Source organism: Paenibacillus sp. S-38 (assembly GCF_049942825.1).
In the GTDB taxonomy this organism is placed as follows: Bacteria; Bacillota; Bacilli; order Paenibacillales; family NBRC-103111; genus Paenibacillus_G.
Genome location: NZ_CP187970.1, coordinates 4465308 through 4489370, shown reverse-complemented (window position 1 = coordinate 4489370; position 24063 = coordinate 4465308). Strand labels below are relative to the sequence as shown.

At 60.2% G+C, this 24063-nt stretch carries 15 protein-coding genes; 13 read left to right on the top strand and 2 right to left on the bottom strand.

Annotated elements, in window-relative coordinates:
- The first annotated feature begins 39 nt into the window (after positions 1 to 39).
- The 6 genes from ACP26L_RS19940 (at position 40) to ACP26L_RS19915 (ending at position 6706) form a co-directional block, all read left to right on the top strand.
- Positions 40 to 495: a macro domain-containing protein gene (locus ACP26L_RS19940; protein WP_426445716.1), complete on the top strand. Its 456-nt coding sequence runs from the start codon at positions 40 to 42 to the stop codon at positions 493 to 495.
- Positions 496 to 830: 335 nt separating this feature from the next.
- A complete protein-coding gene (locus tag ACP26L_RS19935) occupies positions 831 to 2483 on the top strand; it encodes a GMC oxidoreductase (protein WP_426445715.1) in 1653 nt (550 codons plus the stop codon).
- 149 nt (positions 2484 to 2632) lie between these two features.
- Entirely contained in the window at positions 2633 to 4138 is a 1506-nt protein-coding gene (locus ACP26L_RS19930; RefSeq protein ID WP_426445714.1) for a spore germination protein, read from the top strand.
- Between the two features lie 26 nt (positions 4139 to 4164).
- Positions 4165 to 5325, top strand: coding sequence for a Ger(x)C family spore germination protein (locus tag ACP26L_RS19925; RefSeq protein WP_426445712.1), 1161 nt, complete (start codon positions 4165 to 4167; stop codon positions 5323 to 5325).
- Between the two features lie 11 nt (positions 5326 to 5336).
- Positions 5337 to 5585 carry a hypothetical protein gene (locus ACP26L_RS19920; RefSeq protein ID WP_426445711.1) on the top strand — a complete coding sequence of 83 codons (249 nt, stop codon included), beginning with the start codon at positions 5337 to 5339 and terminating at the stop codon, positions 5583 to 5585.
- 23 nt (positions 5586 to 5608) lie between these two features.
- Positions 5609 to 6706 (top strand): GerAB/ArcD/ProY family transporter, encoded by a 1098-nt coding sequence (locus tag ACP26L_RS19915; RefSeq protein WP_426445709.1) that lies wholly within the window; start codon positions 5609 to 5611, stop codon positions 6704 to 6706.
- Positions 6707 to 6829: 123 nt separating this feature from the next.
- On the opposite strand, the gene ACP26L_RS19910 is transcribed toward ACP26L_RS19915, so the two are convergent.
- A complete protein-coding gene (locus ACP26L_RS19910) occupies positions 6830 to 8470 on the bottom strand; it encodes a GMC oxidoreductase (RefSeq protein WP_426455020.1) in 1641 nt (546 codons plus the stop codon).
- Positions 8471 to 8581: 111 nt separating this feature from the next.
- On the opposite strand from ACP26L_RS19910, the gene ACP26L_RS19905 reads away from it, so the two are divergent.
- Positions 8582 to 9334, top strand: a complete 753-nt coding sequence (locus tag ACP26L_RS19905) for a ThuA domain-containing protein (protein WP_426445708.1) — start codon at positions 8582 to 8584, stop codon at positions 9332 to 9334.
- Between the two features lie 290 nt (positions 9335 to 9624).
- A complete protein-coding gene (locus tag ACP26L_RS19900; protein ID WP_426445706.1) occupies positions 9625 to 10683 on the top strand; it encodes an anthranilate phosphoribosyltransferase in 1059 nt (352 codons plus the stop codon).
- Between the two features lie 161 nt (positions 10684 to 10844).
- Here ACP26L_RS19900 and yicI read toward each other — a convergent pair whose 3' ends face one another.
- Positions 10845 to 13169: an alpha-xylosidase gene (gene yicI / locus ACP26L_RS19895; RefSeq protein ID WP_426445704.1), complete on the bottom strand. Its 2325-nt coding sequence runs from the start codon at positions 13167 to 13169 to the stop codon at positions 10845 to 10847.
- 122 nt (positions 13170 to 13291) lie between these two features.
- Between yicI and ACP26L_RS19890 the strand changes: the two genes are divergently transcribed.
- The 5 genes from ACP26L_RS19890 (at position 13292) to ACP26L_RS19870 (ending at position 24015) form a co-directional block, all read left to right on the top strand.
- Positions 13292 to 14164, top strand: a complete 873-nt coding sequence (locus ACP26L_RS19890) for an AraC family transcriptional regulator (RefSeq protein ID WP_426445702.1) — start codon at positions 13292 to 13294, stop codon at positions 14162 to 14164.
- A gap of 1860 nt (positions 14165 to 16024) precedes the next feature.
- A complete protein-coding gene (locus ACP26L_RS19885; RefSeq protein WP_426445700.1) occupies positions 16025 to 17749 on the top strand; it encodes a hypothetical protein in 1725 nt (574 codons plus the stop codon).
- A 363-nt stretch (positions 17750 to 18112) separates the two neighbouring features.
- On the top strand, positions 18113 to 19387 hold the full coding sequence (locus tag ACP26L_RS19880; protein ID WP_426445698.1) for a ribulose-bisphosphate carboxylase large subunit family protein: 1275 nt from the start codon (positions 18113 to 18115) through the stop codon (positions 19385 to 19387).
- A complete protein-coding gene (locus ACP26L_RS19875) occupies positions 19384 to 20814 on the top strand; it encodes a four-carbon acid sugar kinase family protein (RefSeq protein WP_426445696.1) in 1431 nt (476 codons plus the stop codon). Before ACP26L_RS19880 ends, ACP26L_RS19875 begins: the two co-directional genes overlap by 4 nt.
- A 15-nt stretch (positions 20815 to 20829) precedes the next feature.
- The gene (locus ACP26L_RS19870; protein WP_426445694.1) at positions 20830 to 24015 is read left to right on the top strand and encodes a glycoside hydrolase family 2 TIM barrel-domain containing protein; all 3186 of its coding nucleotides are present in this window, start codon (positions 20830 to 20832) and stop codon (positions 24013 to 24015) included.
- The last annotated feature ends 48 nt before the right edge of the window (positions 24016 to 24063 follow it).

Here is a 24063-nt window from a genome sequence, read left to right as displayed (position 1 = left end):
AAGAGGAAACAATTTGCAGAGAATGGGGAAGATCAGGCAATGGCGGTCAAGGTAGTCGAAGGAGACCTGCTTCAGGCAGAAGAAGACATCCTGGGGCACCAGGTCAACTGTCAGGGCGTGATGGGGTCCGGGGTGGCCAGAGGAATCGAGGAACGGTTTCCGGAAGTGTTCACAGCGTATAAGAGCAAGTGCAGCAGCGAGACGAGTGAAACTCTCCTGGGACAGTGTCAGATCGTCAGAAGCCAAAGCGGGAAGTACATAGCGAATCTCTTCGGACAGGACCGGTTCGGGAAAGGCACCAAGTTCACGCAGGAGGAACAGCTGAAGGGGGCGCTGATGAAGCTGCGGGAGTTTGCCCGGTCGAACGGCTTATCCGCTGCGCTCCCTTACCGGATCGGCTCCGACCGGGGCGGAGCCGATTGGGAGGCCGTGTACGGAATGATTGAGGAAGTGTTCAAGGATGACGAAGTGACGCTGTATAAGCTAAAGCCCTAGCTTAAGAGAACGAGAAGAACCGGACCGAATGCAGAGCAGTGAATCATGAGCCGGAAGCGGTGAGAAGAAGAGCCCGGATGTTCCAAGGCGAAGATCATCGAGCGAGAAAGACTCCAATGTACATTGTACATGGGGAGTCTTTTTTGACGTGTCAGCAGTGGCGCCAATGAGACACCGCCTCCATCCATTTGTCATATCCCGCCGCCTTCTATATAGGATAAAAGAGAAGAGAAGGCGGGGCAGGAGCGCCTTTCCCGGAGGATTAGAGCAAAGGAGGGGTATCCCTGAGAGTCTGGGTAGCAGGCAAGCGGGAGACGCTGAGAACGATTGCCCGGTTGAACGGCGTTGCCGTTGAGGAAGCGGCGGCACTCAATCCCCACATCGGTCCCTACGACGAGGAGCTGGCCGGGAGAACCGTCTACCTGCCGTCAGGGACGGGATATGCGAACGGCGCAGATGCTCGGCCGAAAAGCGGAGGGAGACTGCCGGTTTGCCAGGTGCAGCCCACGGCCGTCCAGAACCACTGGATCCCGCTCAAGACGCTGGAGGAAATGGCGCAGCAGGAGTACGATGTGCTGATCATCGGGACCGGCGCAGGCGGCGGATCGGTCCTGTGGCGGCTGTGCGAGCAGTGGAAGACGCAGCGCAAACGGATCGGAATCATCGAGCGGGGGGATTCCGTGATCCCGACTCACGCACGCAATTTGTCCACGATGAATCAAGACCGCCTTACGGCGTACTTCAACGGTTTATCCCGGCCGCTGCCTGGCAGCGAACCCTCATTCCAGGGAGCCAGGCAGCTGTTCGCTCTCGGCGGACGGACGTTATTCTGGTATGCCTTCGCCCCGCGAATGCAGCCCCGGGATCTGGCGCAGTGGCCTGTGCCGGTGAAGGAGATGGAAAGCTATTACGGCATAGCCGAGCAGGTCATGAATGTCACTCCATCCTTCGCGGAGGGGGCATCGTTCACGGAGATTCTGCTGCAGCGGTTGTGGATGCGGGGATACTCTCAAGCCTCGCCGCTGCCGGTGGCGGCCGATATCGTGCCGCAGCTGCATGGGGAGCTTCATACCGATATGTTCACGAGCTCAATCTCCCTGCTGGCCCGGGCGCTCAATCAGAGGCCGTATGATCTTGCCGTGAATGCAAGGGCTCTGCAGATTCTTCATGATCAGGGCCGCGTAACGGGCGTGAAGGCAGCCACGCCGGATAAGAAGGAATACACCCTCCAAGCGAAGACCGTTGTCGTATGTGCCAGTACGTTCGAGACGCCGCGGCTGCTGCTGTACTCCGGCATTCAGAACCGGGCCCTGGGGCATTACTTGACGACGCATTCCTTCGTCCAGGCGACGGGAACGATCAGCACGCTGGACTTCCCCATTCCCTGGGGAGCCTTGAATATCATGGTTCCGCAGTCGCGGGAGACCCCTTATTCCGTATTGTTAACCGGACCGGAATCGTTCTACTGGTATCCCGTTGCCTTCGAACGGCCTATTCAATCCGAAACGACCGTCAATTTCTACGGTTATGGCAAAATTCAGCCCCGATACGAGAATCACATCGCATTGGATCCTACCCGAAAAGACGAGTACGGGGTTCCGGAGGTGAAAGTAAACTTCTCGTTCAGCGACAAAGACTGGTCCGTTGTTCACGCGATGACGGAAGGGATCCAACGCATTGCCGCGGATGCCGGAATTCGTCTGGCTGCAGGTAACGGCCGTCCTCCGATCTGCCTCACCCCCTTCGGTGACCTGCATCACGATTCGGGCACCTGCCGGATCGGAGACGACCCCCGGACCTCCGCTGCCGGCCCCCACGGCAGCATACACGGCATGAGCGGTCTTTATGCCGCGGATAACAGCGTGCTGCCGTCGATCGGCGCCGAGAACAACACGCTCACGACCATCGCCCAGGCGATCCGCACGGCGGATCATATCGTGCGGCAGCAGGGAGCCGGTGCTGTTGTCCGAAGCCCCTCTTCTGAATAATCAGAGCGTCCTCTTGGCATCTTATGGGGTATAAGCCAATATTCATGAGAATCAATGCTTGACCACGCTCGTGATCTTCGGTGCCGTCCCGTCATCATCCCGCGCGGGACGGCAAACCGGTCAACCTGATCTTGAGGGGATGAAACGGAATGAACAAGAGCGCGGACAGCGGATACGATTCCATATCCTCTGTTCTTGGGAGCAATCTGAAGCGGATCGAAGCGACGTTTGCGCACTGCAGCGACCTGGCCATGGTTCACATGACGTATGGTCCCGGCCTGGGCTATTCCGCATGCTCGGTATACTATGACTCGCTTGTCCAAAGGAAAGAATACAACTACCTGAAGGAAACCCTGCAGGATCTCGTGACCACGCAGGTGGGTCAGGGGACCACCGTGCGCCCAGAGGAGCTGTTCCGCTTCTTCGAGCAGGGCGGGGCGTCCACCCACACGGCGATCGTGCTGGACAGCTTCGAGCAGGCCGTAAGAGATGTGAGCCACGGCTATATCGTTATTTTTTTCGATCTGTGGGACAAGGCTTTGAGCTACAAGGCTCTGGGGCTGGAGAAAAGACAGGTTACGGAACCGACCACCGAACCTGTCGTTCAGGGACCGAAGGAAAGCACGATTGAAGAGCTGAATAAAAACATCGGGATGCTTCGGATGCGGCTGAAATCGCCGCATTTCAAACTCGAGAAGTTTTCGATAGAGAGCGAAACGAAGACGGAGATCGCGTATGGGTATCTCGAAGGAACGGTGAATCCTGAGGTACTGGCCGAATTCAAGACCCGAATTCACAAGCTGAAGAGCGGCGAGATTCTGGAAACCTCGTATATCGAAGAACTGATTGAGGATTCCCCCTACAATCCGTTTCCGCAGGTTCGTTATACAGAAAGACCGGATGTGGTCATCGCCGAGCTGCTTAACGGGAAGATCATCGTCATGGTGAACGGGACGGGCTCTACTCTGATCTGTCCGGCCACCTTCGCCGAGCTCATGCAGTCCAGCGAGGACTACTACCAGCGCACCTTGATCTCCAGCCTGGTCCGGTTGATGCGGTTAATCGCCTTCTGCATTGCACTGATGCTCCCCAGTGTCTATATTGCTCTCAGCACGTTTCATTCGGAGCTGATCCCCACCGTTCTTCTTCTGGCCATCTTGAATTCCCGGGAGGGCATTCCATTCCCGGCTGTGATCGAGGCTTTCATCATGGAGCTGTTCTTCGAACTGCTGCGTGAGGCGGGGGTCCGCCTCCCCCGGCCGGTAGGTTCGGCCGTAAGCATCGTGGGAGCGCTTGTTATCGGGGAAGCATCTATCAATGCGGGCATCGCTTCGCCGATTCTGGTCATCATCGTGGCCTTGACGGGGATTGCGTCCTTTGCCATGCCCCAGTTCAATTTCGCCGTTGCCCTGCGCATCCTCCGCTTTCCGATGATGCTCTTCGCAGCGGCGCTCGGAGGATTCGGTCTGATGATCGCCCTGCTGCTGCTTTGGCTGCACTTGTCGAATATGCGGCCGCTGGGACAGTCCTACCTGGCCCCCTTGGCCCCCTTCAAGCCGATCGGGCTGAGGGATTTCCTGATCCGGGCGCCGCTTCAGACGCTGCTGCGCTCACCGCGCCAGATGCATCTGAAGAAACCGAAACCGAAGCCGTAACACGACACCGGGAGAGAGGGCAGGCAATGAACTGGATGAGACGAAGCTCCGTCAGCTTCCTGCTGCTGCTGCTGTTAACTGGGTGCTGGGATCAAGCCGAGCTCCCGGAGAAGGGATTTGTGATGGGCCTGGCCATCGATGAGAACGAACACGGGAAGTATCTTCTGACCGCGCAGATCTTCAAGCCCGTCCAAGCGGTCGGAGGCAAGGGCAATCAGATGTCATACCTTCATATCATGGGAGAGGATTACTCCATTGCCAAAGCCATCCGGGATATCCCGAGCCGTCTCGGAAGAAAGATGCAGTGGAGTCATTTAAGGGTGCTGATCATCAGCGAAGCGCTGGCCAAGGATAAGGGACTTTCCGATCTCCTGGAGTTCTTTTACCGCGATCACGAGCCGCGCATTATTGCACCGGTGATGATCACCCAGGGAAAGGCATCGGATGTACTTCGGATGAAACCGCTCATCGAGAATACGCTGAGCCAGCAGCTGTTTGAGGGACAGCGTGCCTCGGCTTCGCATAATGCCAAAACGCTGGACATGAACTTGCTTCTGCTCGGAAAGATGACCCTCAGCGAAGTAGGCAACAGCCTGATTCCTTACGTCTTCAAAAGCGAGATCGATCATACCCCCGTACTCAACATTGAGGGAGCCGCCCTGCTGAAGAAAGGGAAAATGACAGGACGTTTGGATGGGGAGAAGCTGGAAGGGCTGCAGATGCTCGTGAACAAATATAAAAGCGGGATGGTAAAAATCCCCTGCGAAAAAGAAGAGGATCCGATGATGAATGAATCGGTGGAAGTGCTGTCCCTGAACAGCCGCATGAAGCCGGATTTCAGCCGGCGGCCGCCCGTCATCCGGTATGAGGTAAAGGTGCAGGCCGCCATCGTGGAGCTCACATGCTCCAGGAAGGCGGAAACGGAGGACGAAGCGAGAGCTTTCGCGGATCGTGCCGGAAGGGTCATCAAGCGGAAGCTGGAAGGGACCACCGGCTATCTGAAAAAAATCAAGTTCGATGCACTGGGTCTCGGTAACGCGATCTACCGGAAAGATCCGGCCTTATGGAGGAAGTGGAAGCCGAATTGGGATGACATCTTCGCGGAAACCACTTTTCAGTTTGATGTGCAGGTTACCGTGCGAACCAGCGGGACGAATGTAGGCCACTCGGCCCTGCATACCAAGTGAGCGGAGGAGCCATGGGAGTCAAAATCACGATGCTGATCCTCATCTATTCTGCTATGGTGAGCTGCGACTTCCGCCGGCTGTCCGGGCAGAGCAGGAAGGATGCCATCGTTTATGCCGTTATCCTGCTAGGTACCCTATATATGAGTCTGCTGTACGCCCTGGACTTGAAATGGCCCTTCTTACATGATGTTACGGACAGCCTCTTCAACGGACCGGCACACCGGATCGTGGATTTCCTCAAAGCACCGCAGCCCGAGTGACGGATAGGGAAGGAGGGCCTTCAGTGAAACCAAAGGAACAGATCGGCGCTTACCAGATGTCTTTCCTGCTGTTCACCTTTATGACAGGCTCCTCGATCGTCAATATCCCAGGGCCGCTCATCGCCTATGCCAGCCATGGCGCATGGATCTCCCTTCTGCTGGCCCTGGCTGCGGGTGCGGCCATGCTGGGTTGTGTCCTGCTGCTGCACCGGATGTATCCCCGCCAGTCCCTCATCGAAGTGAGCAAGGCTGTCATGGGCAGGTGGCCGACGGTGCTGATCGCCATTCCGTTCCTCTGGTTCCAGTTCCACATGGCCGGCGGCATCGTTCTGGACATCGGACTCTTTATGAAAAGTACGATGCTGAGACAGACGCCTCTCGTTATTTTCAGCCTGTCCATTTTTATCGTCGTGGCCCTTACCGTACGTTCCGGTTTAGAAACCATGTCCCGGATGTTTGTCATGCCGATGTTTCTGGTCATCGCCTTTGTATTTCTAATTGTGCTGCTGCTCGCCGGCGATTATGACATTACGGGGCTGCAGCCGGTAATGCCGGACGGGATGAAGCCCATCCTGCTGGGAGCGTACTTTACCTACGGATTTCCTTACGCCGAATTGATCCTGTTCTCGATGCTGCTGCCTTACGTCCGTTCCCAGGAGCATCGTCTGCTGGCCAAGGGAATGTATGCCGCCCTGCTGCTTAACGGATTCTGTTTGCTGTGCGTCACCCTGTGCACAATCCTGGTGCTTGGCCCGATGGCGAGCGAACTGAAATACTCCATGTTCGTCGTAGCCCAAACCGTCGATATGATGGAAGTGATCCAGCGGATCGAATCGGTCATGGGCTTCTCCCTTATTGCGAATTCGTTTATGAAAGCCAGCATCACGGTCTTCGTGTTGAAGGAAACCTTCTGCAAGCTGTTTGAGTTCCGGGAAGACAAGCTGCTGGTGTTCCCTTTGACGATGGCGTGCTTTCTGTTCTCCATGCTGTTCATCTCCAAAGGGGAAGCGAGGTGGGTGAACGCGGTAACCGTGCTTCACCCGCTGGAGGCGACCGTTTGCTATCTGCTGCCCCTGCTCCTTGTGACGACGGCCGCTTCCTTCCGAAAAAAGCTTTCCTAGATGGGTGGATATCCCGGGGTCCCGGGACATTCACCCATTTTTTGCGCCCGGCATAACATGGGGAAGGGGATCGAGACGGCGTGTCATGGGAGACCGGGCGGGGGTTGGCGGCACATGTGCGGATCATCCCGGGAGCTGCTGCCGCGCGATATGATCCGCCGTCCGGAAGGCCAGCGCCACGATGGTCAGAGTCGGGTTCACCGCTCCGATGGACGGCATGACGCTGGCGTCGGCACAGTACAGACCCGGTACACCGTGAATCTGACCGTACCGATCCGTTGCCGATGTATAGGGGTCGGTTCCCATCCGGCAGGTCCCGGATTCGTGGTTGTCGGTGCCCGGAGGCATGATGCAGATCGAGCCGGGCGGGAAGCTCATTCCCATCACCGAGGCCGCCTGCCGCATTGCCGCATCCATCTGCAGGACGATCTCCTCGTCCTTGGCGCTGTATGAGAAGCGGATCCCAACGTCGGGAACGCCGAAGGGATCTCTTCTGCCTGGATCGATATACACTTGGTTTTCGCGGCGCGACTGCACTTTGCCCGATACGAAATAGGTGAGCTCCCAATCGTTTTTTCGCGGCTTCCGCAATTCATGATAGTGAAAATACTGCTCTGGCCCCTGGAACTGCAGCTGATATGGCTGGCCGGCGGACTGGGGAATCAGGATGCCGAGCGCCCCCAGCTCATCCGGAAAGCCCGCCGTATTCATCACGGGATTGGCTACGATATAGGAATGGTTGGTCAAGTAGCGGCCGATGGCTTCGCCGGGGATGCCCGAGTTCAGCAGCAGCCGGGCGGTTTGCGTAGCGCTGGCGGCCACAACGACCGTTTTCGCCCGGATGATATGGGACCGCATATCAGGTGTCAGCACCCGCACACCAGCCGTTCTGCCGTTCTCGGTCAGCACCTGTACGGCGGTCGTATGGACCGCGAGATCGAAGGGGCGGATGCTGAGGGCCTTCGCCAGGAACTCGATGGTACTGAAGAACACATTGGAGCGGACCCGTCCGAGCCGGGTAGGCTCCAGATTCGCCGCCATCGGCAGGTCGCCGGCACTAGGGAACCCGTTCTCCCACAGCTTACGGAGGAGGATCTGTGTGATCGTGGAGTCCTGCGTATAGGCTGTTGTTACGTGCATGGCTTTCTCTGCGAGCTTATAGTAGAAGTCCATCTCCGCGGCGGTCACAGGCCACCCGGCAAACTCGGATGCCGGCATGCGGGGAGAGACCATCCCCCACAGCAGCATCCGGCCCCCCAGCGCATAGATCAGCTTCAAGCCGGGAAATTGGGGGAGGGCGTCTCCCACCATATAAGTGGCTTCGGGGGGCCGGTAAGCCCGGAACGTCTCGAAGTCGAAGGTCGGAATGTTGGCGACATGGGTAGGCAGGAAGAGGGGGCCACGCTCGATGAGGCCGATCTTCCTGCCGTTATCCCCCCACTGCTCGCACAATCTCCAAAGCGCCGCGCCGCCGCCTGCGCCCGAGCCGATGACCAGCACGTCGTATTCTTCCGCCGCCATCTGCTCCACTGGGGTAAGGGGAATCCAGCTCGGCAGATACTGGGATTCGGCAAGGGGCGGACAGAAGGGGGCAACGTCGCGGTGTCCCGGTTCAGGCTGGCTTTGTGAAGGAAGTGAGACGACCCTTCCGGCAATATCCGTATCCGGAAGAGCGATGTGCGGATTGAGTGACAGGAGCCGTCCAAGCTCAAGGCCGAACCGATAAGCAAGATAACGCAGGGTGTCTCCGCTGCCGGCAACCACTTTTCTCAACAAGGTTCACATCCTCATCTGCGCATGTCCTTGGTAACAGTATATGTAGTGCTTCCTGCCGATTAGACGCCGGGAGTGAGGGAGCGAAAGGGGAGTAGGGGGATGAGAATGGTCATAGGCAATGGTTATTCGTTCGAGCGCAGGACGCTCCGAGTGACGGTGTGGAATGAATACATTCATGAAAGAGAGGACCCGCAGGTCGCAGCGGTCTATCCGTACGGGATTCATACGGCATTGGTGCTGGGCCTCCAGCCGTACGGGTTCCTGCTGCGGACCGCGGTTCTGGATCAGCCGGAGCAGGGCTTGTCACAGGAAGTCCTGCAGGAGACGGACGTCCTGATCTGGTGGGGCCACCTGGCCCATGGCCGGATTACCGATGAGACAGTCGATCGGATTCAGGCAAGGGTCCTGCAGGGAATGGGGCTGATTGTCCTGCACTCCGGGCACCGCTCCCGGATTTTCCAGCGGCTGATGGGGACGACCTGCGATTTGAAATGGAGAGAGGACGGCAAGCGGGAACGGCTGTGGGTGGTGGACCCGTCGCATCCGATCACCGAGGGCATCGGAGAGTACTTTGAGCTGGAGCATGAGGAGATGTACGGGGAATTTTTCGATGTACCGCCTCCGGAGAAGCTGGTGCTGATCAGCTGGTTCCAGGGCGGAGAAGTCTTCCGCAGCGGCTGCGAGTACACCCGGGGCCTCGGAAAGATCTTCTACTTCCGGCCGGGGCATGAATCGTTCCCCACCTACTATAACAAGGATGTGCTGCGGGTCATCGCCAACGCGATCCGTTATGTCGGTTCTGCTCACGGAACCGCGCTCGTCTACGGCGAGACGAAGCCTCTCGAGCCATGAGGGGGGACCTGCTGCCGGCTTCCTCTGGCAGGAAGCCCATCCGGCACAGCATTTATCAGGCACAGTATTTATCGGTGCAGCGCACACTCCCCCTGCGATGAATGGAAGGAGGACCATCTTCCGTTCAAGATTATGTCACAATTCAATATCCGAGCACTGAATATTTAACTTCGTTTAAGATTCTTTTAAGGATTCTTCTCTATATTTTTACTGTAATAATATGTAATAGAATACAAAATGTGATATCCACCAGAGAATCTGCCTGGAATCCAAGAATCCCGGAGGAAGCTATGGAAGAGTGGATTAGAATCATCGGTATGGGCCGGCAGGGCTCCCGGCATCTGACCTACGAAGAAGCCGTCCAGGCTGCCCATGCGATGGCCAGGGGCGAAGCTACGGATGCGCAAGCCGCCGCATTCCTGATCGCCATGCGGATGAAGGGCGAGTCCCCGGAGGAAATTAAAGGATTTATCGATATCTTCCGCAGGTATTCCCTCCGTTACAAGCCGTTCCCCCAGTCCCTTAACTGCGCCGGTCCCTACGACGGCCGGTTGTATTTTCCCGTAACCCTTCCGGTGTCTCTGCTGCTGGCCTCGGCCGGCTTTTCCCAAGTGCTTCACGGCAGCGAAGCACTCCCTCCCAAGCTGGGCGTTTCCATGAAAGAGCTGCTGGAGGGCCTCGGCGTGCAGGTGGAGCTCGAGGCCAAGGAATGGGAGGACCTCTTCCGCCGGCTCGGGATCGGCTTCATCTGGACCGATCTCATCTGTCCTCCGTTTGGCCGGATGAGGCCGGTCCGCAAACAGCTTGCGCTCCGCACCTTCCTCAACACGGTCGAGAAAATTCTGAATCCGGTCCAGTCACAGTACATGATCATCGGGGTCCGGCATGAGACGGCCATGGACCATCTGATCCGTCTGCTGCCTCCGCTGGGCTTCGAGACAGCCTATGCCGTCCAGGGGATCGAGGGCTCGGAGGATCTGCCAACTTATCAGCCGACTCTGGTCCGTAGGGTCACGCCTTGGGGGGATACGACCTGTACGGTGGATCCCGCGCTCTTCGGCTTCAGCGGGAAGCCGCTCGAAGCGTGTTCCAAATCGGAACAGCTGGAGCTCGTAACCCGGATTCTTCAAGGCGAGAGGAGTCCGGAGCTGCGCAACGAAAGGGACCATGTGCTGTTTAATGCCGGCCTCCGCTTATACTGGTTCGACAAGGTCGCGTCCTACGAGGAAGGCTTCGAGCTGGCCCGGGAGCTGCTCGAACGTGGAGAGCCGTACAAACTTCTCACGAAGTGGAGAGAGCTCAGCTCGCAGAGCGCACTCTTCAAGCTGGAAGCAAACGCCGTCTGGTAGCGGGCTGGTTCACCATTCCGGTTGCACTGCGGCGGCCTCCATAGCCGTCAAGGTAAGGTCTCGGTAAGTGTTCGCTTCACCATGGGAGGGCGGGACCGCTCGGAAGCCCAAACAGCCCTGCTCCTTTCCTGACAGGAAGGAAGCAGGGCTGTTTGCTTAGCTTAGAGATTGACGGTTAACCGGTTGGTGCCTGCGGCTGGCTGCAGCCTGACTCCCAGCGGTGTCGTCTCCACCGAGGCTCCCTGAGCAGCCGCGATCTCGGAGATCCCCCGGAGCAGCAGCGACCAAGGCTTCGTAGCGCCCTCCCCTTCGGAGCTCACATGCAGCAGGCCCCCGCGGCGCTCCACCCGGACACTCAGCTGCAGGGAGCCCTGCGTGTCATAGACATGGGCCGAGGCCGTGCTGCCTTCCTGCAGCTCGAAGGCATGCAGTGTGACGCCGTCCGCATAGTCGTAATCCGGCCGGCTGTCCTGGCTGCCGACGGCGATCAGGCTGCCGGGCTTCGCCAGCAGCGGGAGGTGGAAGTAATCGTAGTGCCCGCTGTGCCAGCGGCCGCCTTCCACGATCTCACCCGTCTGGAAGTCCGTCCAGCGTCCCGCGGGAAGATAGCAGCCGGCTTCCCCGGTTTCGTTGAAGATCGGGGCGACCAGAAGCGAATCACCCAGCATGTACTGGCGGTCCAGCGGATGGCAGAGCGGGTCTTCCGGGAACTCCAGCACCATGGCCCGCATAACGGGAAGGCCGCGCTCTACCGCTTCGGCGGAGGCGCCGAACAGATAAGGCATCAGAGTGCACTTCAGCTTGGTGAAGTGCCGGAGCACATCCACCGCTTCTTCGTCGAACAGCCACGGCACCCGGTACGACTCGTTGCCGTGCAGCCGGCTGTGGGAGGAGAGCAGGCCGAACGCCGTCCAGCGCTTGTAGAGATCCGGCGGTGCCGTCCGCTCGAAGCCGCTGATGTCATGGCTCCAGAAGCCGAAGCCGCACAAGCCGAGGGACAAGCCGCCCCGCAGGGTTTCGGCCATAGAGCTGTAGTTCGCCGAGCAGTCGCCGCCCCAGTGTACCGGGAACTGCTGGCCGCCGGCTGTGGCGGAACGGGCGAACAGGGCCGCTTCATTCCGGCCGAGCGAATCCTCCAGAAGCTCGAACACCGCTTTGTTATACAAGTGGGTGTAGTAGTTATGCATTTTCACAGGGTCCGAGCCGTCATGGTAGACGACATCGACCGGAATGCGCTCGCCGAAGTCGGTCTTGAAGCTGTCCACGCCCATATCGATGAGCCGCTTCAGCTTGCTCTGATACCATCGGACGGCAGCTGGATTCGTGAAGTCCACCAGCCCCATACCCGCCTGCCACAGATCCCACTGCCAGACGTCGCCTTGGGGCGTTTTGACGAGATAGCCGTGCTCCATGCCTTCATCGAAGAGCGCCGACTTCTGGGCGATGTAAGGATTGATCCAGACACAGATCTTCAGCCCCTTGTCCTTCAGCCGCTTCAGCATGCCTTCGGGGTCCGGGAACACCTCGCTGTCCCATTCGAAGTCGCACCACTGGTATTCCTTCATCCAGAAGCAGTCGAAGTGGAATACGTGGAGAGGAATATCCCGCTCCAGCATCCCGTCGACAAAGTGGTTCACCGTGCCTTCATCATAGCTGGTCGTAAAAGAAGTCGTCAGCCACAGCCCGAAGCTCCAGGCCGGAGGGAGGGCCGGCTTGCCGGTCAGCTCCGTATAGTGATGAAGCACCTCTTTGGGGTTCCCGCCGCCGATGATGAAGTACTCCAGCGACTCGCCCTCCACGCTGAACTGGACCTTGGACACATGCTCGGAAGCGACTTCGTACGAGACGTTCTCCGGATGATTGACGAATACCCCGTAGCCGCGGCTCGAGAGATAGAACGGCACATTCTTGTAGGCCTGCTCGCTGGACGTGCCGCCGTCCTCGTTCCAGATGTCCACAGTCTGGCCGTTCTTGACGAACGGGGTGAAGCGTTCGCCGAGACCGTAGACCGATTCGCCGACGCCGAGATCGAGCTGCTCCCGCATATACACCTTCCCGTCGGGGGTCTGAATGTGGGCGGAGGTCTTGATTCCGTTACCGGTCAGGCGTTTGCCTTCATAGGAGAACACGCTGCCCCAGCCGAGGCTCTTGTCGATCCGTACTTCCAAGCTGCCGCTCGTCAGCTTCACGACGTCTCCGTCGTGCATGATCCCCGCCGCGCCGGGATGCGACTTCAGCTCGAACGCCGGTCCTGTCACTTTCCTGCCCTTGTGGTGATACAGCTGCACGCGGATCACATTCGGCAGCGGGGAAGAATACCGCACCGTCAGCATCGCCCCGTTGAGCGTATCGCCTTTGCGGGTAATCTTCCGGCACGCCGCGTAGACGGTTACCGAGTCCGCATCGCTCCGGATATCCCGGATTTCCACCGGGAACTGCACGTTATACCCTTCTCTGAACATCCAATAGCCATCTGTAAACTTCACCGTGTCGTTCCCCCTTCAACATGAATGCATATGCTTCATGATAAGGTTATCCGGAGGAGAAATCTTCTGTTATAATGATCATTACTAACAGGATCCTGACATATTCGTAGGAGGTCAGCCGGGTGAATCCTTTGTCGTTGAAAGAAAACCGGATACACGGACGTCCGATGTATCCGATCAGCGTATATCATATGGAGTGCGCTCCGGGAGGCACCGTGCTCGAATGCCACTGGCACAGCGAATTCGAGTTCATTCTGGTCACGAAGGGGCGGGCCGTGTTCCAGGTGGGGGCCGGAAGCTTCGAGCTCTCCGAAGGCGAGGCGGTGTTCGTCCACTCCGGCGAGATCCATGCCGGCGATCCGGTCGGGGAGGCGGGCTGCAGTTATTCGGCGGTCGTCTTCGGCGCGGAGCTGCTGACCGGCTCGATGGACCTCGTGCAGGAGAAATGCATGGATCCGCTGCTGCAGCGCGTTTGCCGGCTGCCCGTCAAGATCACGGGCGGATCCGAGTGGGGCGCCGAGGTGGTCCGGCTGCTCGGCCGCATGCTGGAGAGCAGTACGGAGGAGACGGCCAGCCAGGTGCTGACCACGAAGGGGCTGCTGCTGCTGATCATGGCTCAGCTCTTCTCCCACGGGCAGGCGGGGGAGGTGCCGAAGGCTGCGCTGTGGAAGACGGAGCAGATCAAGACGGCGCTGCATTACATCCATGAGCACTACCAGCACACCATCCGGCTCAAGGATCTGTGCCTGCTCACGAACATGAGCGAAGGCCACTTCTGCCGCGTCTTCCGCAGCGTCATGCAGTACAGCCCGATCGATTACATCAACAAGTACCGCACCCAGCAGGCGGCCAAGCTCCTGGAAAGGACGGACCGAAAAATTGCGGCGGTCGCCATGGATTCGGGATTCGAGAATATCAGCTATTTCACCAGCGTCTTCAAGACCCATATGGGCGTGACCCCCTCCCAGTTCCGCAAGGGAATGGCGGGCTCTTGAGGCGAGCCCGTTCGAGGCAAGAGCGGAGGGAGCAGGAGTACATGACGAGAAGGCATGCTGCCCGGCAGGAAGGCCGGAAGAAGCGGGCGTATCGACGACACTTCCTCCGCGGCCGCCTAAGCCCACAATGGCGGGGCTCCTGGGGCCGGCGTCAGACTCTTACCGCTTCTCATGTGATGAAAACCATCGCAAAATGCCGGTGTAAGCCGGCTGTGCCCGGTTATCCGATGTTTTGCATCGGATGGAAGCACCGAGGCATGCTTAAAGGCCGTTTTGCCCCGCCTATGCGATGCAAAACATCGCAAAATGCCGGTGTAAGCCTGCCACGCTTGGTTATCCGATGTTTTGCATCGGATAACCGAGCTCCACAGCATGCCTCAAGGCCGGTTTGCCCCGCCTATGCGATGCAAAACATCGCAAAATGCAGGTGTAAGCCTGCCGCGCCCGGTTATCCGATGTTTTGCATCGGAAGGAGCGCCGCAGCATGCCTCAAGGCCGGTTTGCTCTGCCTATACGATGCAAAACATCGCAAAATGCAGGTCTAAGCCTGCCGCGCCCGGTTATCCGATGTTTTGTATCGGAAGGAGCGCCACAGCATGCCTCAAGGCCTGTTTGCTCTGCCTATACGATGCAAAACATCGCGAAATGCAGGTCTAAGCATTCCGCGTCTGGTTATCCGATGTTTTGTATCGGAAGGAGCGCCACAGCATGCCTCAAGGCCGGTTTGCTCTGCCTATACGATGCAAAACATCGCAAAATGCAGGTCTAAGCCTGCCGCGCCCGGTTATCCGATGTTTTGTATCGGAAGGAGCGCCACAGCATGCCTCAAGGCCGTTTTGCTCTGCCTATACGATGCAAAACATCGCAAAATGCAGGTGTAAGCCTGCCGCGCCCGGTTATCCGATGTTTTGTATCGGAAGGAGCGCCGTGAAACGGCCGCCAGCGAATGAGCGGACATAACACAACGTCAATATCATGTTGAGTGCGGCCCCTTATGCCGGCGGGGAAGGTTACTTCCTATAACGGTAAGCAAATTGGTCCTCGTTACCCAGACTCAAGGGGCTGGCCAAAGAGGCTTCCCCCCAACGGAGTTGTCGTAAGCTGCTTGTTGACCGGCTGCAACGGGAATCCCCGGTTCCACTCCCAATTGACCTCATTGGAGGAAGGCAGACCACGATAGCCGGCACGCCGCTGATCCCGCCAGGGAGCCCGCGGATGTCACAGGCCCCGTGCCATTGCTCACCTCAAGTTTGTGGGAATCATTACCGGGGAGACGATTAAGATTAACTGCTGTGCGTATATGCGCTGGACCAGCCGCCTCGGCATAGGAGCCCTTTCTGTTTCCGGAAGGAAACGGGAAGGGCTTTTTTTGCGCTGAGAACGGTGCATAGGGTGGTGCGGAGAGTCGAGTGGTGCAAGGATCTGTGCAGGGAGCGTGCAGGCAGCGTGCAGGGAGCGCGCAGGGAGTGTGCAGGGAGCGCGCAGGGAGTGTGCAGGCAGCGTGCAGGGAGTGTGCAGGGAGCGTGCAGGGAGTGTGCAGGGAGCGTGCAGGAGTGTGCAGGGAGTGTGCTGGGAGCGTGCAGGGAGTGTGCAGGGAGCGTGCAGGGAGTGTGCAGGGAGCGTGCAGGGATCAGTGCTGGGATCGGAGCAGGGAACGGTGCAGGGAACAGTGCAGGAAACAGTGCAGGAATCGATGCAGCCTGAAGGTGCAAGAGAGCGGGTTCCGGACGAGAGGGAGCAAGAGGGGAAGAACATGCCCGTATCCCCCCATTGTTATATGACCGGTTGCGTTTTACGATGAAGAAACTTGGAAGTGAGGTAACTTGGAAGAGCAAAAGCCTAAACTGAAGGAGAGAACCTATGACTTACAGACAGATTCCGGATACGCTGCTGCTCGAGGAACGCGCAGGCCATGCCCTGCACGCGATGGTCGGTATGGCCGACCGCGATTTCGGGTATGTGCCTTTTTTCAGTGCCAACCTCATGACAGAACCGCCTTATATGACCCATGGAGACTGGGATTACGGGTCCTCGCACGGACGCATGGTGGATGGGATGCTGCTCGCCCGGCATATGTCGGGGGAGACGTTCGGGGAGGAAGTGGAAGCGCGGTATAGGGCGAATCTGCTCTCCTTCTTCAAAGAGGACGGTCTGAGCTACCGGCAGATCAATCCGAAGGGCCACTGGGAGCCGAACGCCAACCTGATCGACCAGCGCGCCGTCATCCTGTCGCTGACCACCTGGCTGATGGCGACGGGGGACCCGCAGGTCAAGGAAGCGGCCGACAAGCATGTTGCGGCCCTAAAGCGGATCGCCGTCAAGGAACGCGACGTCTGGTACTACCCCGCCTCCGAGTACAAGGAAGGAGGATGGCCTTCGGCCAACGGGGTGCAGCTGCGGCTGGCTCCCGATCCCGCCGCCTTCTGCGGCCGGCTGGTCATGCCGCTGCTTAAGTATCACGAGCTGACGGGCAGCCAGGATGCGCTGGAGCTGTGCCGCTACTTTAGCGAGCTGATCATTCACCGCAGCGGCGTGTTCAACAAAGACGGCAGCTTCAACGATGCGCTCGCTTACCGCAGCGGCCACTTCCATACCCGGCTGGGCACGCTGGATGCCATCGCCCGGTTCGGCGCCTTCACTGGGGACGCCTCTATGATCGCCTGGGTACAGAAGAGCTACGAATGGGCGCTGACGAAGTGCACCGCCTTCGGCTGGACGCCGGGTGACCTGCAGGAGCAGGCGTATGAGCACGAGACATGCTCCCTGGTCGATCTGATCTCTACCGGCATTACGCTGGCCAAGAGCGGATATGTGCAGTATTGGGGCACGGTGGAGCGGTTCCTCCGCAACCACCTCACCGAATCCCAGCTTCTCGATCTGAGCTGGGTGAAGACAGGAGCGGAGACGCCGGAGAATATCCACGGCTGGCAGAGCTATGACAGCGTGGCGGAACGCACGCGGGGCTCGTTCGCCGGATATTCGGCGCCGAATGACTTCTGCTGCGACGTCAACGAAGGGCGCGGACACACCAGCGATCTCCAGCTGTGCTGTCTCGGATCGGGCACCCGGGGACTGTTCATGGGATGGAGCCATATCGTGACGGAGCACCGGGGAACGGTCAGCGTGAACCTGCTGCTCAGCCGGGGCTCGCAGTGGCTCGATGTCAGCAGCTATCTCCCCCACGAGGGCAAGCTCGTACTGGAAGTGAACCGTGATATTCCACACCTGCAGGTGCGTATCCCGGAGTGGGCCGGCTATACCAAGATCCGCTTCACGCGGGAGCTTGAGGGCACGACGACGGAGGGCAGCGGAAGCGAACCGAGCCGCTGGCTGAACCGGCACTTCCTGCAGCTTGGGTCCGCACAGGCCGGCGAGCGCATTACCGTGACCTTCCCTCTCTCGATGCGCCGGACCATCGAGACGGCGATGAACCAGACCTTCGAAGCGCAGTGGCGCGGAGACGATGTCGTCGATCTGACGCCGAGAGGGACGAAGCATCCGCTCTACAGCGGACGCAAGGTGTTCGACCGGGCACCGATGCGGGAAGGACAGTACCGCCGTCCCGAGAAGGAATGGGTGTGGTAAGGGCAGATCTAGCGAATGGGCAGAGAGATCTAACGGGGTAGGCGAGATGATGAGAAGGATGGTCAGGATGATGAGCAGGAGTGCGGGTTGGTACAGAGCTCTGGTTCCGTCAGAGATCGGGGGAAGCGGATGGGACGATAACGCTCCTCGACGGAACATGACGATGGAACGGCGGGGAATGAGAGAACTCCGAGCTCCGAAGATCCGCAGAGAAGGAAGGAGAGATCGGCATGCAGGTTGAACAGCCGGCGGTGGTCCATAGGGCCGAACTCCCCTACTACCCGGAACGGGCCGGAGCGGCTCGATCGCAGTTCATGTTAGTGAACGGTGCCGCCGAACATCTGCCGAAAAGGAGGGATTGGCATGCAAAATGAGCGGGTGACAGCGGTCTATCTGGTCGAAACCCCGTACTCCCTTGAACGTGCCGCAGAAGTGATGGCCGGGGAGCAGTCCACCGGCACATTCACTGCAGTGCCTGGGGAGACCGCCTCCCTCAAGGAAAGGCACGGGGCCGCCATCGTTACAGTGGAAGCGCTGGAGGAGGCGGATGCCCCGTCTCTGCCCGGCACAAAGGTGCCCGGCGGGCATGATGGGAAGTACAGGCGGGGCCTCATCAAGGTGAGCTTCCCGCTGCTGAACTTCGGACCTTCGCTGCCGAACCTGATGTCAGCTGTCGCAGGGAATCTCTTTGAGCTGCAGGAGCTTTCGGGCCTGCGCCTCATGGACCTGGAGCTGCCGGAAGCTTTTGCCGCCGTCTATCCGGGGCCGAAGTTCGGCGTGGAAGGGACCCGGCGGTTGACCGGAGTCTACGGCCGGCCGGTGATTGGAACGATCGTCAAGCCGAGCGTCGGTCTCTCGATGGAGCAGCTCGGCAGCCTCGTCCGGGAGATGGCGCTGGCCGGGGTTGATTTTATCAAGGACGACGAGCTGAACGCGAATCCCCCTTATGCCTCGCTGAAGGACAAAGTGAAGGTGGTTATGGCCGAGATCGAGCGGGCGGCCGACGAGACGGGGCGCCGGGTGATGTATGCGTTCAACATTACCGGAGACATAGATGAACTGCGGAGAAACCACGATCTGGTGGTCGAATCCGGCGGGAACTGCGTGATGGTCAGTATCAACAGCATCGGGATAGCCGGACTCTCCTGGCTGAACCGCTACAGCCAGGTGCCGATTCATGCGCACCGCAACGGATGGGGGATGATGACACGCTCCCCGCTGCTCGGTATGGAATTCACGGTATACCAGAAGCTGTGCCGGCTTGCGGGGGCCGATCATCTGCATGTGAACGGACTCGGGAGCAAGTTCTATGAGAGCGATGAATCCGTGGTGCGCTCGATCCGGGCGTGCAGGCAGCCGCTGTTGGGCGGTTACGGGACCATGCCGGTGGTCTCGTCCGGTCAATGGGCGGGTACAGCCGGGATCACGTACGAGCAGACGGGGACGACCGACCTGATGCACCTTGCCGGAGGCGGCATCCTGGCCCACCCGGACGGCCCGGCGGCCGGCGTCGAGAGCATGAGGCAGGGATGGGAAGCCGCCGTCAAGGCGGTTGCGGCAGAGGAGTATGCCGTGACGCATGGAGCGCTCCGCCGGGCGATCGATCGGTTCGGAGCAGTGGAGGGACGCAGGGCATGAGGCAGGAAACCGGCGAAAGCACTCCGCTCCTCTGCTACTATGGCGATGACTTCACCGGCTCCACGGATGTGCTGGAAGCGCTCTCGTCGGCCGGGCTGCAAACCGTGCTGTTCCTGGAGGCGCCGGATGCCGAATGGATCGGCGAGCGCTTCCCCCATGCCGACTGTATCGGCGTGGCGGGGGTCAGCCGGTCCATGACCCCGCAGGAGATGGAGACGGAGCTCTATCCGATCTTGGGCAAGCTGAAGGAGCTTCGCCCCAAGCTGATGCATTACAAGGTATGCTCCACCTTTGATTCTTCCCCGGAAGCGGGAAGCATCGGCAGAGCGATCGAAATCGGCAGGTCGGTGTTCCCGGCGGGCCGGTTTGTTCCGCTGCTGGCGGGGGTACCGGCCCTGGGCCGGTATACGGTGTTCGGCCATCATTTTGCGGCCGGTTCGGGCGGCAGGGAAGTGTACCGGCTGGACCGCCACCCCACGATGTCCCGCCATCCCGTTACGCCGATGGATGAAGCGGACCTGCGGGTGCATCTGAGCCGGCAGACCCGCCTGCCGGCCGCGCTGATGGACCTCCTAGCCTTGGAGGGCCCCTTCCCGGAAGTGGAACAGCGGCTGGAGATGCTGCTCCGTCACAGCCCCGGCATCGTACTGTTCGATGCCCTCGACGAGAGCAGGCTGGCCGCCGCTGGACGGCTCATTTGGGAGGAGGCCGGGAGAACCGGCGGCGAAGCGCTATTTGCAGCCGGGTCGTCCGGCATCGAATATGCGCTGACCGGGTACCTGCGGGCAGCGGGCCGGCTGCCGGATCGTCCTTCCGGTTCCACCGGCGGGTCCCTTGGCCGGGCGGAGCAGCTGCTCGTCGTCTCGGGCAGCTGCTCGCCCGTGACCGGGACACAGATCGCAAGTGCCCTTGCATCCGGCTTCGCTGGGATTCGCGTTCCGGTGCCCGCGCTGCTGGGACTGGACGGCGGGGAGCAGGCGGCCCGCGATCTGCTGGCGGCTTCCTCGGCATGCCTGCGGGAAGGCCGGAGCCTCGTGCTGTATACGGCTGACGGTCCGGAGGACCCGGCCGTCAAGGAAGCGGAGGGGCTTGCCGCAGCCGGAGGGATGGCACCGCCCGAGTGGAGAAGACTGCTCGGCGTGCGCCTGGGCGCCTTGGCCAGGGAGCTGGTCCTGGCGCACGGCTTGAAGCGCCTTGCTGTTGCCGGCGGGGATACGTCCGGGTATGTGACCCGCGGACTCCGCATCAGCGCGCTGGAATGGCTGGCGTCCGCAGCCCCCGGAGCCCCGGTATGCCGGGCGTACAGCGAGGATTTGCGCCTCGATGGACTGCAGCTGATCCTCAAAGGGGGACAGATGGGGGGCGAAGGCTTTTTGGCGGATGTGCTCGAAGGAAGACAGATGAAGATCAACGGGCATCTGAAGTAGGGAGGGATGACACGAATGAACCAAACAGGCACAGCCGGGGTTCACGAAACGAAAGCAGCAGAAAGCCCGGCGCAAGGCCGGATAGAAGACTGGAACGATCCGCAGATGCTCGGACGCGGTGGAGGGCGGCCCCATGCGCTGTCCGTTCCGTATGCGGACGAAGAATCCGCGCTGCGCGGGGAGCGGGAGAACTCCTCCTATGTGCTGCCCCTGAATGGGGTGTGGCGCTTTTATTATGCGGAGAGTCCGATGGAGGCTCCGGAGGCATGCGAGCTGGCGGGTTATGACGATACGCAATGGACGGACCTTCCCGTACCGTCGAACTGGCAGCTGCACGGCTATGGGACTCCGCTCTATTCCAGTTGTCCGTACCCGTTCCCCGTCGATCCTCCGCATGTGCCGAGGCGCAACCCGACAGGGATCTACCGCTGCCGCTTCCGGCAGCCTGAAGACTGGAGCGGACGGAGGACACTGCTCGTCTTCGAAGGGGTGGACGCCGCCTTTCATCTCTATGTGAACGGGGAGCAGGCGGGCTACGGCCAGGGGAGCCATTACCCTCACGAGTTCGACATCACCCCGTACCTGTGTTCCGGGGAGAATACCATCGCCGTCCGCGTCTATCAGTGGTGTGCGGGCAGCTACCTGGAGGACCAGGACAAATGGCGGCTCAGCGGAATCTTCCGGGACGTGTACCTGGTGTCCGTTCCTGCGGCCGGGCTCCGGGACGCTGCCGTGCAGGCGGTACCCACCGGCAGCGGCGGCGGACTACTGACGGTGGACGTGACGTTCACCTACCGATCCTCCGATCCCCAGACCGGCTGCACGGTACAGCTGAAGCTGGTGGATGAAGCGGGGGAACCCATCCACGAATCCCTGTTAAGTGAGGCTCCCCTTACTCCGGAGCCCGGTGAGGAGGTGGAGCTGCGGACCGTTGTCGACTTGAACGGTGTACGGAGCTGGTCGGCGGAGGAGCCCGTCCTGTACACCTTACTGCTGACGACCCGGGATGCCCACGGCGCAGTGCAGGAGGTGCGGAGAGTGCCGGTCGGCTTCCGGGACCTTGCCGTGCGGGATGGGAAGCTGCTGGTGAACGGTACGCCGGTGATTCTGAAGGGCGTGAACCGCAACGAGTTCGATCCGGACCGGGGCTTCGCGGTGACCTATGAGTCGATGGTCCGCGACATTGAGCTGATGAAGCAGCACAACATCAATACGGTGCGCACCTCACACTACCCGAACGACCCGCGGTGGCTCGACCTGTGTGACCGTTACGGGCTCTACGTGATCGACGAAGCCGATCTCGAGACCCACGGCTTCGTGCTTGCCGGAGGCAACGAGAGCCGTCTGTCGGAGGATCCCGAGTGGAGAGCTCCTTATGTAGACCGGATGATCCGGCTCGTCGAGCGGGATAAGAACCATCCGTCGGTGATCGTCTGGTCGCTCGGCAACGAGTCCGGATACGGATGCAATCACGATGCGATGGCCGAGTGGGTACGGGGCAGGGACGCCTCGCGCCCGATCCATTATGAGCGCGCGTACGAAGCGCCGGTGGTCGATATCGTCAGCTCCATGTACCCGTCGGTGGAGATGCTTGAGGAGGAAGGGAAGAAGGAAGACCCGCGTCCGTACCTCATGGTGGAATTCGGCCATGCGATGGGCAATGCGCTGGGGAACCAAAAAGAATACTGGGATACCATTCACCGGTACCCGAGGCTGCTCGGCGGCCTGATCTGGGAATGGTGCGACATGGGGCTTCGGCGGAAGGGTGCAGGAGATCAGCCGTCCTACGCCTATGGCGGGGACTATGGCGATGAGCCGCACAGCGGCCACTTCTGCATCGACGGCTTAGTGTTCCCCGATCGGACGGTGAAGCCCGCTCTCATCGAATACAAGAAGGCGATCGAGCCTGTCACGGTCGTTCCGGTGGAGCTGGAGCGCGGGCTGGTGCAGGTGACGAACCGCTACAGCTTCTTGGACCTGTCGCACCTGCACACGGAGTGGACGCTGTACTGCGATGGCGACGAGGTGGAGAGCGGGGAGCTGGCGGAGCTGGCCGTGGCGCCGGGGGAAGAGCGCACGGTCCGCATTCCTTATCGCGGCGGGCCCCAGAACAGCGGCAGCGAATATTGGCTGCGGGTCCGCTTCGTCCTGCGGGAGGGCACGCTGTGGGCACCCGCCGGGCACGAGGTCGCCTGGACGGATCTGCCGCTGAAGAGGGAGATTACTGCGGTGACGTATGGCACGGGCTCCAGTAAGCTGCCTGAGCTGAAAACGGAGCTGAAAACGAAGCTGGAAGGCAGGTCTCTTGTGGCGTCCGGGCCTCACTTCCAGGCGACCTTCACGCTGGATACGGGGCAGCTGACCGGGTGGATCAGCGAAGGCATCCCGCTGCTGCAGGACGGGCCGGTCATCCGGCTGTGGCGCGCGCCGGTCGACAACGATGTCCATCTGGCGAAGGAGTGGCGCAAGGCGAAGTATGACAAGCTGAGAGCCGAGGTCCGAAGCGTGGACTACCGGACGGTGGGGAACCAAGCCGTGCAGGTCCGCGTGCGGGAGGTGATCGGGGCGAAGGGAGAGGCCGTGGCTTTCACGGCGGAGCGGATCTATACCTTGTATGGGACCGGTGAGCTGACACTGGACGTGAAGCTGACGCCAGCCCGGGAAGAGCTGCCGCCCCTGCCGCGATTCGGGGTACTCTTGACTGTACCGGAGAAGTTCGACCGCGTCGCCTGGTTCGGTCTGGGGCCCCACGAATGCTATCCCGACCGCAAAGAGAGCGGGAAGCTCGGTGTGTACGCCGGCTCCGCAGCGGAACAGTTCGTTCCCTATATCAAGCCGCAGGAGAACGGGAACAAGGCTGATGTCCGCTGGGCGGCGGTGACGGATCCCACGGGAGCCGGGCTGCTCATCGCCGGGATGCCGCTCGTCGATGTGACGGTGCATGGAGTGGCGCCGGAGGTGCTGACAGCAGCCAAGCACCGGGAAGATCTCGTGGCCGCGGACCGGACCTTCGTCTATATCGACAGCACGCAGAGCGGGCTCGGCAATCACAGCTGCGGGTATGCTCCGACGCTTGATGCTTACCTGCTGCCGGCCGGGGAAGAACGCAGTCTGCGCTTCCGGCTGAAGCCGCTCGCTGCAGGCCAGTCGCCGATGGCTGTCTCCAAGGGGGAACCGGAAGCGATCGCTTGGGAGGACTAAGGAATCGGTCGTATGGAGGATGCGGAGCTGCGGCTTGAGAACAAAGGC

Bases quoted from the DNA above. Each gene is read 5' to 3' on its own strand.
- ACP26L_RS19920 (WP_426445711.1), top strand. From the start codon at position 5,337: ATGGGAGTCAAAATCACGATGCTGATCCTCATCTATTCTGCTATGGTG.
- ACP26L_RS19940 (WP_426445716.1), top strand. From the start codon at position 40: ATGGCGGTCAAGGTAGTCGAAGGAGACCTGCTTCAGGCAGAAGAAGAC.
- ACP26L_RS19885 (WP_426445700.1), top strand. From the start codon at position 16,025: ATGACTTACAGACAGATTCCGGATACGCTGCTGCTCGAGGAACGCGCA.
- ACP26L_RS19900 (WP_426445706.1), top strand. From the start codon at position 9,625: ATGGAAGAGTGGATTAGAATCATCGGTATGGGCCGGCAGGGCTCCCGG.
- ACP26L_RS19875 (WP_426445696.1), top strand. From the start codon at position 19,384: ATGAGGCAGGAAACCGGCGAAAGCACTCCGCTCCTCTGCTACTATGGC.
- ACP26L_RS19925 (WP_426445712.1), top strand. From the start codon at position 4,165: ATGAACTGGATGAGACGAAGCTCCGTCAGCTTCCTGCTGCTGCTGCTG.
- ACP26L_RS19870 (WP_426445694.1), top strand. From the start codon at position 20,830: ATGAACCAAACAGGCACAGCCGGGGTTCACGAAACGAAAGCAGCAGAA.
- ACP26L_RS19880 (WP_426445698.1), top strand. From the start codon at position 18,113: ATGCAAAATGAGCGGGTGACAGCGGTCTATCTGGTCGAAACCCCGTAC.
- ACP26L_RS19905 (WP_426445708.1), top strand. From the start codon at position 8,582: ATGAGAATGGTCATAGGCAATGGTTATTCGTTCGAGCGCAGGACGCTC.
- ACP26L_RS19930 (WP_426445714.1), top strand. From the start codon at position 2,633: ATGAACAAGAGCGCGGACAGCGGATACGATTCCATATCCTCTGTTCTT.